General features: G+C 70.5%; 10 protein-coding genes. 9 read left to right on the top strand and 1 reads right to left on the bottom strand.

Features of this window, described 5'->3' with window-relative positions; translation table 11 throughout:
• Positions 1-15: 15 nt before the first annotated feature.
• Positions 16-618: a PepSY domain-containing protein gene (locus JOF40_RS04535; protein WP_188111674.1), complete on the bottom strand. Its 603-nt coding sequence runs from the start codon at positions 616-618 to the stop codon at positions 16-18.
• Positions 619-798: 180 nt separating this feature from the next.
• On the opposite strand from JOF40_RS04535, the gene JOF40_RS04530 reads away from it, so the two are divergent.
• The 9 genes from JOF40_RS04530 (at position 799) to JOF40_RS04490 (ending at position 12328) form a co-directional block, all read left to right on the top strand.
• Positions 799-1407 carry a TetR/AcrR family transcriptional regulator gene (locus JOF40_RS04530; protein ID WP_246152741.1) on the top strand — a complete coding sequence of 203 codons (609 nt, stop codon included), beginning with the start codon at positions 799-801 and terminating at the stop codon, positions 1405-1407.
• Between the two features lie 25 nt (positions 1408-1432).
• Positions 1433-2224 (top strand): TIGR03084 family metal-binding protein, encoded by a 792-nt coding sequence (locus JOF40_RS04525; RefSeq protein WP_129180498.1) that lies wholly within the window; start codon positions 1433-1435, stop codon positions 2222-2224.
• A 154-nt stretch (positions 2225-2378) separates the two neighbouring features.
• Positions 2379-4169 carry an acyclic terpene utilization AtuA family protein gene (locus JOF40_RS04520; protein ID WP_129180497.1) on the top strand — a complete coding sequence of 597 codons (1791 nt, stop codon included), beginning with the start codon at positions 2379-2381 and terminating at the stop codon, positions 4167-4169.
• Positions 4166-5311: an acyl-CoA dehydrogenase family protein gene (locus JOF40_RS04515; RefSeq protein WP_129180495.1), complete on the top strand. Its 1146-nt coding sequence runs from the start codon at positions 4166-4168 to the stop codon at positions 5309-5311. The genes JOF40_RS04520 and JOF40_RS04515 overlap by 4 nt, the downstream gene beginning before the upstream one ends.
• 112 nt (positions 5312-5423) lie before the next feature.
• Positions 5424-7028 carry an acyl-CoA carboxylase subunit beta gene (locus JOF40_RS04510; RefSeq protein ID WP_129180493.1) on the top strand — a complete coding sequence of 535 codons (1605 nt, stop codon included), beginning with the start codon at positions 5424-5426 and terminating at the stop codon, positions 7026-7028.
• Between the two features lie 121 nt (positions 7029-7149).
• On the top strand, positions 7150-9114 hold the full coding sequence (locus JOF40_RS04505) for an ATP-binding protein (protein WP_129180491.1): 1965 nt from the start codon (positions 7150-7152) through the stop codon (positions 9112-9114).
• Positions 9111-10274: an acyl-CoA dehydrogenase family protein gene (locus tag JOF40_RS04500; protein WP_129180489.1), complete on the top strand. Its 1164-nt coding sequence runs from the start codon at positions 9111-9113 to the stop codon at positions 10272-10274. Before JOF40_RS04505 ends, JOF40_RS04500 begins: the two co-directional genes overlap by 4 nt.
• A 12-nt stretch (positions 10275-10286) precedes the next feature.
• Positions 10287-11033, top strand: coding sequence for an enoyl-CoA hydratase-related protein (locus JOF40_RS04495; protein ID WP_129180487.1), 747 nt, complete (start codon positions 10287-10289; stop codon positions 11031-11033).
• Positions 11034-11128: 95 nt separating this feature from the next.
• Positions 11129-12328 carry an Ig-like domain repeat protein gene (locus tag JOF40_RS04490; protein WP_129180485.1) on the top strand — a complete coding sequence of 400 codons (1200 nt, stop codon included), beginning with the start codon at positions 11129-11131 and terminating at the stop codon, positions 12326-12328.
• The last annotated feature ends 72 nt before the right edge of the window (positions 12329-12400 follow it).

The raw sequence follows: 12400 nt of genomic DNA, 5'->3' as shown, positions 1-12400 counted from the left end.
ACCCGGCGATCGTCCCTACCGGTCGATCTTGGTGACGGTGAAGTCGGCGTCGAGCTCGACCGTGACGTCCTCGCCGCTCGGCAGCAGCACGTCGACCTCGTAGACGTGGTCGGCGTCGTCGCTGCCGCTGGTCTCGGTGACCTTGCCCCCGCCGGTGGCCTTGAGCGCCGCAGCCTTGGCCTTGGTCAGCGTCTCGCCCACCAGGGCGCGGTCGTCGTCGGGTGCGACGCCGGACGGTGCATCGGTGGGGGCATCGGTGGGGGCGTCGCTCGTCGGCGCGGACGACGGGGTGTCGGTCGCGAAGTCGGAGGCCTTGGCCGGGCTGTTGGTCACGGAGAACGACGTGTCGAGCTCGACGTCGATGTCGGTGCCGTTGGGCAGCGTCACTTCGACCTGGTAGGCGTACCGGTCGTCGCCGTCGCCGCGCTCGGCGTCGGTGACGGCTCCGCCGCCGACGTACTCGAGGGCTGCGGCCGAGGCCTTGCTTCGGTCGGACGACGAGAGAGCCTCGTCGTCACTGCCTCCGCAGGCAACGAGGGTCAGGGCGAGCGCCGAGATGGCACCAACGGCGGCGAGGCGGGTCCGGACGGCTGTGCCGGTGCGAGTGGTCGTGCGCATGGGGTGCTCCTTGGCGATGGGCTGCGATGGGGATCGAGTCGATCTCGATGACCTCATCACACCGAACCGCCGTGAGCGCCCTGTGAGACCGCGGTGAGGGAGTTCTTATATTTGGCATCCTGGCCCCGTCCGTAAACAATCAGGCTTGACTGTTTCTAACATCTGACCCATGCTGGACGCGTGACGACCGACACCGCTGCGCGCACGACCCAGGGCGAGCGCACCCGCGCCATGCGCCTGCGTCTCATGGAGGCCACGGTCGAGTCGCTGGTCGAGCTCGGCTGGGCCGGGACGACCACGACGGTCGTGAGCCAGCGCGCCGGCGTCAGCCGTGGTGCCCAGCTGCACCACTTCCCGAGCAAGCAGGCTCTCGTCGTCGCGGCGGTCGAGCACCTCACCGACCGTCGGCGCGACGACATGCGTCGTCACGCCGAGGGCCTCCCCGAGGACGACCGCATCCGGGGAGTCCTCGAGATCCTCGCGGCACAGTTCGTCTCACCGGTCTTCTTCGCGGCCCTCGAGCTGTGGGTCGCGGCCCGCACCGATGCCGGGCTGCGCGAGTCGGTCGGCCCGCTCGAGCGTCGCATCGGTCGCGAGACCCATGCCTACGCCGTCGAGCTGCTGGGCATCGACGAGAGCCGCGGCGACAACCGTCAACTGGTGCAGGCGACCCTCGACCTCGTCCGTGGCCTCGGCCTGGCCGCCTCGCTGAGCGACGACACCAAGCGTCGCGCGACCGTCCTCGACTCGTGGGCCGCGGTCCTCGAGCGCGAGCTGGACCCGTCATGACCGAGCCATCTCGAGAGGCCATCGCATGAGCACCCTGGACGACGTCCTGTCCGACCTGACCGCCGAGAGCCTGCAGCTCGACCAGTGGGTCGCCGGTCTCGCCGAGCCCGCCTGGACGACGGTCACGACGCCGGAGGGCTGGACCGTGACCGACCAGGTCGCGCACCTGCACTGGACCGACACCGCCTCGCTGACGGCGCTGCAGGATCCTGACGCGTTCGGGGCGATGCTGAAGGCGGCGGCGTCCGATCCCACGGGATTCGTCGACGCGCAGTCGGCGGAGACCGCGCTGATCCCGCCGGGTGACCTGCTGCTCGCGTGGCGCGAGGGACGGGTCGAGCTCGACGCTGCCCTGCGCGCCGTGCCCGAGGGCGAGAAGGTGCCGTGGTTCGGGCCGCCCATGAGTCCCACGTCGATGGCGACAGCCCGGATCATGGAGACCTGGGCGCACGGGCACGACGTCGGCGAGGCGCTGGGCATCACGATCCTGCCGTCCGACCGGGCCCGCCACGTGTGCCACATCGGCGTGCGCGCCCGTCCCTACGCCTACCTGGTGCACGGGGAGGCCGATCCCGGCGTCGACGTGCGGGTCGAGCTGACCGGGCCGAGCGGCGACCTGTGGACGTGGGGGCCCGCCGACGCCGCCGAGCGGGTCACCGGATCGGGGTACGACTTCGCGCTGCTGGCCACGCGTCGGCGTCACCTCGACGACGTCGACGTGACGGCCGAGGGCGAGCACGCCGCGCACTGGCTCACGGTCGTCCAGGCCTTCGCGGGGCTCCCGGGGTCCGATCCCGTCCGGCTGGCCGACCGATGATCCGCGGGGACCGATCTTTCGGCGTTCCTGTCGTCCCGGCGTCGCAAACGCAGACAGATCGGTCGTGCTCGCATGTCGTCGGGACTGATGTTTCGGCGTTGCTGCTGCCGGGACAGCCGAAAGGCCGAAGGATCGGTCGCGCGGGGGCTCGCGCATGATCCGGATCGGCAACTGCTCGGGCTACTACGGCGATCGCCTGTCGGCGATGCGCGAGATGCTCGAGGGCGGCGACCTCGACTACCTCACGGGCGACTACCTCGCCGAGCTGACGATGCTGATCCTCGGCCGCGACCGGATGAAGGACGAGTCGCTCGGGTACGCCAAGACGTTCGTGCGGCAGATGACCGACTCGATGGCACTCGCCCAGCAGCGTGGCGTCCGCATCGTCGCCAACGCCGGCGGGCTCAATCCGGCAGCGCTCGCCGCGAAGCTGCGCGAGATCGCCGCCGAGCAGGGCCTCGACATCGCGATCGCGCACGTGGAGGGCGACGACCTGATCGCCCGTGCCGACGAGCTCGGCCTGAACGAGGCGGCCGGCGGCGACGCGCTGACGGCCAACGCCTACCTCGGGGCGTTCGGCATCGCCGCCGCGCTGACGGCCGGGGCCGATGTCGTGGTGACAGGACGGGTCACGGACGCCTCCGTCGTCGTCGGTCCGGCGATCGCCCACTTCGGCTGGGGCCGGGACGACCTCGACGCGCTCGCCGGTGCCGTCGTCGCCGGTCATGTCATCGAGTGCGGCACGCAGGCCACGGCCGGCAACTTCTCCGGATTCGCTGATGTCGATATGTCGACACCGCTGGGGTTCCCGATCGCGGAGATCTCGGCCGACGGATCGGTCGTCATCACGAAGCACGAGGGCACCGGCGGCGCGGTCACGGTCGACACCGTCACGGCGCAGCTGGTCTACGAGATCCAGTCGCCGGTCTACCTCGGCCCCGACGTGTCGACGCGGCTCGACGGCCTGACCCTCAGCCAGGTCGGTCCCGATCGGGTCGCGATCACGGGCGCCGCGGGGGAGCCGCCACCGGCGACCGCGAAGGTGTGCCTCAACGCGTTCGGCGGCTTCCGCAACGCCGTCGAGTTCCTGCTCACGGGGCTCGACATCCCGCAGAAGGCCGCGCTCATCGAGCAGCAGATGGAGGCGGCCTTCGCGGCCGGCACTCGTCCCGAGACCGTCGAGTGGCACCTCGACCGCACCGACGCAGACGATCCGGAGACGCAGGCGCGCGCCACCTCGCTGCTGCGGCTGCACGTCAAGAGCGATCGGCCCGAGCCGGTCGGCCGCGCGTTCAGCGATGCGGCGATCCAGCTGGCGCTCGCGTCCTACCCCGGCTTCAGCGTCTCCCGGCCCCCGTCGGCCGGCACCCCGTACGGCGTATACCGCGCCGCGTACGTCCCCCAGGCCGAGGTGCCCCACGTCGTCGTCCACCCCGACGGTCGCCGCCAGCACATCCCCCCACCCGGAACCGCGAGTGCTGCGGACTGGACGAAACGAGACGGCGAGTCTGACCGGAACGCACCACTCGAGACCGGCTTTGCGCCACTCGGGGAGACCGCGGGCGGGACGACGCGGACGCCGCTGGGCCGGTTGGTCCACGCCCGATCCGGTGACAAGGGCGGGGACGCCAACATCGGGGTCTGGATCCCCGCCGACCACCCGCGCCGCGACGACGCCTTCGCCTGGCTGCTGGACCTGCTCGACGACGCGACGGTGCGCGAGCTGCTGCCCGAGGCGGCCGCCCTCGACATCGAGATCCATCCCCTCCCGAACCTGTGCGCCGTCAACGTCGTCGTCCACGGCCTGCTGGGCGAGGGGGTCGCGTCGTCGACCCGGCTCGACCCGCAGGCCAAGGGCGTGGGCGAGTGGCTCCGGGCCCGCGAGTGCGCCATCCCGAGCGTCCTGCTCCCCGACCCCACCACCGCCGCGGAGGCATCCCTGTGAGCACCTGGAACACGACCGAGCGTCTGGCCCTGCGCGAGATGGTCACCTCGTTCACCGAGAAGGAGATCGCCCCACACCTCCCGGCCTGGGAGGACGCCGGGCAGCTGCCGCGCGAGCTGCACCGGAAGGCCGCGGACGTCGGGCTGCTCGGCATCGGGTTCGCCGAGGAGATCGGCGGATCGGGCGGCGACATCGTCGACGCGACGATCATGACCGAGGCCGTCATGGCCGGCGGCGGCTCCACCGGCCTGCTCGCGAGCCTGTTCACGCACGGCATCGCGATCCCGCACATCGTCGACGGCGGAGACAAGAACGCCGACCTGATCGACCGCTACGTGCGCCCCACGCTGGCCGGCGAGAAGATCGGCTCGCTCGGCATCACCGAGCCCGGTGGCGGCTCGGACGTCTCGGGGCTCACGACCCGGGCCGTCCGCGATGGCGACGAGTACGTCGTCAACGGCGCCAAGACCTTCATCACGTCGGGGGTCCGCGCCGACTTCGTGACGACGGCGGTGCGCACGGGCGGCGCGGGCTTCGGCGGCATCAGCCTGCTGGTCATCGACAAGGGCCTGCCCGGGTTCACGGTCTCGAAGCCGTTGCGCAAGATGGGCTGGCACTGCTCCGACACCGCGGAGCTGACGTTCGACGACGTGCGGGTTCCGGCCGCGAACATCGTCGGCGACGTCGACGGCGGCTTCGGCCTCATCGTCAACCAGTTCGTCAACGAGCGCCTGAGCCTCGCGACCCAGGCCTATGCCACGGCCCAGCGCTCCCTCGACCTCGCGATCGCCTACTCGAAGCAGCGCGAGACGTTCGGCAAGCCGCTGGCCACGCGCCAGGTCATCCGCCACAAGCTCGTCGAGATGCACAGCCGCACCGCCGCCGCCCGGGCCCTGACCCGCGAGGCGGTCGAGCAGGCTGCCGCCGGTCAGAGCCCGTTGCTCGAGGCGGTCGTGGCCAAGAACGTCTCGGTCGCGGCCTGCGAGTGGGTCGTGTCCGAGGCCGTCCAGATCTTCGGCGGCATGGGCTACATGCGCGAGTCGGAGGTCGAGCGGCACTACCGCGACGCCCGCATCCTCGGCATCGGCGGCGGTGCCACCGAGGTCATGACCGATCTGGCCGCCAAGCTGATGGGACTGTGATGAGGACTGAGCGGGGAGTGCTGGATTCCGGGCCTCGAGTGGTGCGTCGTGGTCAGACACGCCGTCCCACAATGTCCACTCCGCACCACTCGCGAGACGGGGGAGGTGTGCGATGAGGACGACGGTCGACACCACCTCGGAGACGTACCGCGCCAATCGCGAGCGGATGCTCGAGCGCGTCGCCGACCTCGCCGCGCAGCACCTCCTGGCGGTCGACGCCGGTGGCGAGCGCAACATCGAGCGCCACCACCGACGGGGCAAGCTGACGGCACGCGAGCGCATCGAGCTGCTGATCGACGCCGACGCGCCGTTCCTCGAGCTGTCGCCGCTGGCGGCCTGGGGCACCGATTTCGCGGTGGGTGCCTCGGTCGTGACCGGCATCGGCGTCGTCGAGGGCGTCGAGGTGCTGGTCGTCGCCAACGACCCCACCGTCAAGGGCGGCTCGACCAACCCCAGCACGCTGCGCAAGGTGCAGCGGGCGGCCCAGATCGCCGAGGAATGCGGTCTGCCGACGGTCAACCTGGTCGAGTCGGGAGGTGCCGACCTGCCGACGCAGAAGGACATCTTCATCCCCGGCGGCCGCTCGTTCCGCAACATCACCCGCGCCAGCGCCGACCGGCGTCCCACCGTGGCCCTGGTGTTCGGCAACTCGACGGCCGGCGGGGCGTACGTGCCGGGCATGAGCGACTACGTCGTGATGGTCAAGGAGGGTGCCAAGGTCTTCCTCGGCGGCCCGCCGCTGGTCAAGATGGCGACGGGCGAGGAGTCCGACGACGAGTCGCTCGGCGGTGCGGAGATGCACGCCCGCCAGTCGGGCCTGGCCGACTACCTCGCGGTCGACGAGCGCGACGCGATCCGCATCGGCCGCTCGATCGTCAAGAACCTCAACTGGCGCAAGGGCGGCGTCACGCCGGAGCCGACGTACGCCGAGCCGGTGCACGACCCGGAGGAGCTGCTCGGGATCGTCCCGACCGATCTCAAGATCCCGTTCGACCCGCGCGAGGTCATCTGGCGCATCGTCGACGGGACCCCGGACGGTTCAGCGCCGTTCGACGAGTTCAAGCCGCTCTACGGGACGTCGCTGGTCACGGGTTACGCGCGCCTGCACGGCCACCCCATCGGCATCCTCGCCAACGCCCAGGGTGTCCTGTTCAGCGAGGAGGCCCAGAAGGCCGCGCAGTTCATCCAGCTGGCCAACCAGATCGACACGCCACTGCTGTTCCTGCACAACACGACGGGCTACATGGTCGGTGCGGAGTACGAGCAGGGCGGCATCATCAAGCACGGCGCGCAGATGATCAACGCGGTCAGCAACTCGACCGTCCCGCACCTGTCGGTCGTGATGGGCGCGTCGTACGGTGCCGGTCACTACGGGATGAGCGGGCGCGCCTACGACCCGCGCTTCATGTTCAGCTGGCCCAACGCCAAGTCGGCCGTCATGGGCCCCGCGCAGCTCGCCGGCGTCATCTCGATCGTCGCCCGCGGTGCCGCCGAGGCCAAGGGGCAGCCGTACGACGAGGAGGGTGACGTCGCGATGCGCGCCTACATCGAGGAGCAGATCGAGAAGGAGTCGTTGGCCTACTTCACGTCGGGGATGCTCTACGACGACGGCGTCATCGACCCCCGCGACACGAGGACCATCCTCGGCATCTGCCTGAGCGCGATCAACACCAGACCCGTCGAGGGCACCGATGGATACGGAGTGTTCCGCCTATGAGCCGCGCGCGCTTCGCGCGCCTCGCGGGTCGTTCCTCCCCGCGACTGGGCTTCGCCCAGGCGGCAGCCTCGCTCCGCTCGGCCAGTGGTCGGGCGTCTTCCACTCATCAAGGGGTTCTTTCGTGATCCGCTCTGTTCTCGTGGCCAACCGGGGGGAGATCGCGCGGCGGGTGTTCCGGACGTGCCGGGAGCTCGGCATCTCCACCGTCGCCGTGTTCTCCGACGCCGATGCCGGTGCGCCGTACGTCGCTGAGGCCGATGTCGCGGTGCGGCTGCCGGGCAACGCGCCCGGCGACACGTACCTGCGGGGCGATCTCGTGATCGCGGCGGCGCTCAAGGCCGGGGCGGACGCCGTGCACCCCGGCTACGGCTTCCTGTCGGAGAACGCCCAATTCGCCCGCGACGTCGAGGCGGCTGGGCTGACCTGGATCGGTCCGACGCCGTCGGCCATCGACTCGATGGGCGACAAGATCCGTGCGAAGGAGCTCATGCTCGACGCGGGCGTGCCGCAGCTGGGACGGCTCGAGCCCGAGGTCGTGACGGCCGCCGACCTGCCCGTCCTCCTGAAGGCGTCGGCGGGCGGCGGTGGTCGCGGCATGCGTGTCGTCCGCGACCTCGACGAGCTGTCGTCGACGATCGAGCAGGCGTCCGCGGAGGCGGCGTCGGCATTCGGCGACGCCACGGTGTTCGTGGAGCACTACCTCGAGTCCGCACGCCACGTCGAGGTGCAGGTCATGGCCGACATGCACGGGACGACGTGGGTCGTGGGCGACCGCGACTGCTCGATCCAGCGCCGGCACCAGAAGGTCGTCGAGGAGGCGCCTGCCCCGGGCCTGTCCGACGCGACACGCGCGACCCTGCACGACGCGGCCCGCGCGGCTGCGCAGGCCGTCGACTACGTCGGTGCCGGCACGGTCGAGTTCATGGTCGCCGGGACCGGGCCGGACGACCAGAAGGTGTTCTTCCTGGAGATGAACACCCGCCTTCAGGTCGAGCACCCGGTCACCGAGGAGGTCTTCGGCCTCGATCTCGTCGCGCTGCAGATCGCGGTGGCAGAGGGGCACCCTCTGGTCGGCGAGCCTCCCGCCCCGTCCGGACACGCCGTCGAGGTGCGCCTCTATGCCGAGGACCCCGCGGACGACTGGCAGCCGCAGACCGGCACGCTGCGGACGTTCGACGTCCCCGCAGGGCCGGGTGTGCGCGTCGACTCCGGGGTCGAGACGGGCTCGGTCGTGGGCATCCACTACGACGCGATGATCGCCAAGGTCGTGGCCCACGGGACCGACCGGACGACCGCGGTCCGCCGCCTCGGCGACGCCCTCCGTCGCGCACGGGTGCACGGAGTGACGACCAACCTCGACTTCCTCCGGGCGATCCTCGCCGACGACGACTTCAGGGCGGCGCGGTTGCGCACGACGCTGCTCGACGACCGCCTGGAGGCCTGGACGGCACCGGCGATCGACGAGCTGCCGATGCACCGGTGCGTGTGGGCGGCAGCGCTCGCCGAGGCGTCCGCCGCGGCGTCGACCGCGACGGTGCTGAGCCGCATCCCCCCGGCCTACCGCAACGTGCCGTTCGCGCCGCGAGTCCGCACCTACGCCGTCTCTCCCGACGTGCACGTCGGGGTCATGTACGAGAGTCGGGGCGGACGTCTGGCGCTCGTGACGGGTGTGCCGGTCGCGGTCGTGGAGTCCGGCCCCAGCCGCGTCGTCCTCGACGTCGACGGCGTCAGGGAGACCTACGACGTCTCGATCGGCACCGCATCCGTCGACGTGGACGGGCCGCACGGCTCGATCGACCTCGTGCCGGTGCCGGTCTTCGTCGATCCGGCCGACGTGGTCGCCGAGGGATCGCTGCTGGCACCCATGCCGGCCGCGGTCGTCAGCGTCGCCGTGGTCGACGGGCAGCAGGTCAGCCGGGGCGACGTCGTCGTCGTGCTGGAGGCCATGAAGATGCAGCACACCATCACGGCACCGACCGACGGTGTCGTCACCGGGCTGTCGGTCACGGAGGGCTCACAGGTCGAGTCCGGAGCCGTGCTGGCCGTCATCGCAGATCCGTCCGATCCCACAGGAGAACCGTCATGACCATCGCCTTCACCGAGTCCGACGAGCGCATCGCGCTGCGCAGGTCCGTCGCCGCCCTGGGCAACAAGTACGGGCGCAGCTACTTCGAGGAGGCGGCCCGCACCGGCAAGAAGACCACGGAGCTGTGGGCCGAGGCCGGACGCAACGGGTTCCTCGGCGTCGCGATCCCCGAGGAGTACGGCGGAGGCGGTGGCGACATCGGTGACCTCGCCGCGGTGTGCGAGGAGCTCGCCGCCGCGGGCAGCCCCCTGCTGCTGATGGTCGTGTCGCCCGCGATCGTCGGCACGATCATCGCCCAGTTCGGCAGCGACGAGCAGAAGCAGGCGCTGCTGCCCGGCCTGGCCGACGGGACGTCGACATTCGCGTTCTCCATCACCGAGCCCGATGCGGGATCGAACTCGCACAACATCATCACGACGGCGTTCCGCGAGGCGGACGGCTACCGGCTCACCGGCACCAAGACCTACATCTCGGGCGTCGACGAGGCCAGCGCCGTGCTGGTCGTGGCCCGCTCCGAGGACTCGCGCACCGGCAAGCTCAAGCCAGCGCTGTTCCTCGTCCCGACCGACTCCGAGGGGTTCACCTACCAGGAGATCGACATGGGCATCAGCTCGCCGGAGAAGCAGTTCACGCTGTTCTTCGACGACGTCCGGGTACCGGCCGACGCGCTGATCGGCGGCGAGGGTGCCGGCATCGAGCAGCTGTTCGCGGGCCTCAACCCCGAGCGCATCATGGCGGCGTCGTTCGCGCTCGGCACGGCCAGGCTCGCGCTCGCCAAGGCGTCCGAGTACGCCAAGGAGCGCAAGGTCTGGGACGCGCCCATCGGTGCCCACCAGGCCATCGCGCACCCCCTCGCGCAGACCCACATCGAGATCGAGATGGCCCGGCTCATGACGCAGAAGGCCGCTGCGCTCTACGCCGCGGGTGACGTCATGCGGGCCGCGGAGGCCGCCAACATGGCCAAGTACGCCGCGGGCGAGGCGGTCTGCAACGCGGTCGACCGCGCCATCCAGACCCACGGTGGCAATGGGCTGGCCAACGAGTACGGTCTGGTGCAGATGCTGGCCGGGTCGCGCCTGTCGCGCATCGCGCCGGTCAGCCGCGAGATGGCACTCAACTTCGTGGCCCAGTTCAGCCTCGGCCTGCCGAAGTCCTACTAGAGGAGTTCCAGCATGTCTGAGCTTGTCCACCTCGACGTCGCCGACGACGTCGCCACCATCACCCTCGATAGCGAGCACAACCGCAACGCGCTGAGCCGGCAGCTCGTGAGCGAGCTGTCGCGACGACTGGACGACGCCGGAGACGACGACTCTGCTCGTGCGGTGCTCGTCCGATCGGCCGGCACGGTGTTCTGCTCCGGGGCCGACCTGACGGAGGCGGCCGGCGGCGGGATGGTCGAGGGCGCGAAGGCGCTCATCGCGCTGCAGCGCCAGATCGCGACCCTGCCCAAGCCCGTCGTGGTCGAGCTCGCGGGAGCCGTGCGGGCCGGCGGCCTCGGCATCGTCGGTGCCGCAGACCTCGTCATCGCCGCCGAGTCGGTGACCTTCGCCCTCACCGAGGTACGGCTCGCGCTGGCACCGGCGGTGATCTCGGTGAGCCTGCTGCCTCGGTTCACCGCGCGTGCTGCCGCCGACCTGTTCCTGACCGGACGGACGTTCGACGCGACCGAGGCCGCGCAGCACGGGCTGGTGACCCGCGCCGTGCCCGACGCGGAGCTGCAGGCCGAGGTGGCCCGTTCGCTCGGCGACCTGGTCAAGGGCTACCCGCAGGGCCTGCGCGAGACCAAGACCCTGCTGAACCACGACCTCGTGGCCCGCATCGACGCCCTCGGGGACGATCTGGCCCGTCTCTCGGGCGAGCTGTTCGGCAGCGACCAGGCGCGCGAGGCGATGACGGCGTTCCTGCACCGCACGAAGTAGCGGTTCGCGTCGCGCCGTGCTGTGCACGGGACGGGTTCCTGGGTTAGCGTCAGGTGGTCTCACCGCACCCACCTCCCACCAAGGAGCACGACCAGATGAAAATCACTCCTCTGCGCAGGACGGGGGCGCTCGTCGCCACCCTCGCCCTCGCTGCCGGCACCCTCGCCGCCACGGCCGTGACGGCCAGCGCCGCCGGCACGGCCGGTATCGTCACCGGCACCGTGAGCCAGCCCGGCGGTGGCGCCTTGGCTCGGACGTCCATCACGTTCTTCGCGGAGAACGGCCCGGGCTCGGCCGACAACGTCAGCCGCTCGTTCGAGGTCAACGAGGACGGTACGTTCGCCGCAGCCGTTCCGGCAGGCAGCTATGTCGCCCAGGTCTACGACAACTGCCAGGTCTTCGACGACTTCGCCACGCCGATCACCGTCGCCGGTGGCGTCGAGCAGGCCTTCAACCCTCAGTTCACCGCCGCCGAGGCCACGGCACCGACTGCTCTCTGCGCGCGAGTCCAGCCCAAGGTCGCCGGTCTGCCGCAGGTCGGCGTGCCGCTGACGGTCTCGTCCGGTACGTACGCCCAGCCCGTGTCGTCGATCTCGTACCAGTGGTACTCAGGATCCGCGGCCATCGCCGGTGCGTCGGGCACGACGTACGTGCCGACCGCCGACGACGTGGGCAGCGACATCTACGTCGAGGTGACGGTTGCCTCGTCCCTGCCGACCAAGATCTTCAGGGCATCGCCCACGGAGGCGATCGTCAGGCGTGGCGACTACGTCTTCAGGACCGGTCCCAAGGTCAACGGCCTGCCGGTCGTCGGTCGGACGATCGCGGCATCGCCGGGTGCTCTCGTGCCGGGTGCCTCGGTGAGCTACCAGTGGTTCCGCAACGGTGCCGCGCTGCCGGGCAAGACGGCTCGCACCTATCGCGTCGCCAAGGCCGACTACAAGAAGAAGATCACCGCGGTCGTCACCTACAAGACGCTCGGCTACTCCACGGTCGCCCGCACGGTCGCTCCCGCCTTCGTCCCGAAGAACAAGGGCAAGATCTCCGCGCGCACCAGCGTCAGCAAGAAGACGGCCACGATCAAGGTCGCGGTCTCGCCGAAGGCATCCAGGAAGTCGCAGGGCAAGATCATCGTCCTCGAGGACGGCAAGACCCTCAAGCGCGCCTCGATCAAGGCCGGCACGACCACGGTCAAGGTCACAGGCCTGAAGAAGGGCAAGCACAAGCTCACGATCGTCTTCGACGGCAAGAAGAACCTCGCCGGCACCTCCAAGACCGTGCGCATCAAGAAGTAGCACCACACCACGAGCGACGCCCCGGCCTCTTCCAGGCCGGGGCGTCGCTGTCCTCCCGTCCGGATGCTGGAC

Origin of the sequence: Aeromicrobium fastidiosum (assembly GCF_017876595.1) — a bacterium.
Lineage (GTDB): Bacteria > Actinomycetota > Actinomycetes > Propionibacteriales > Nocardioidaceae > Aeromicrobium > Aeromicrobium fastidiosum.
This window is presented reverse-complemented; position numbering and strand designations above follow the sequence as displayed.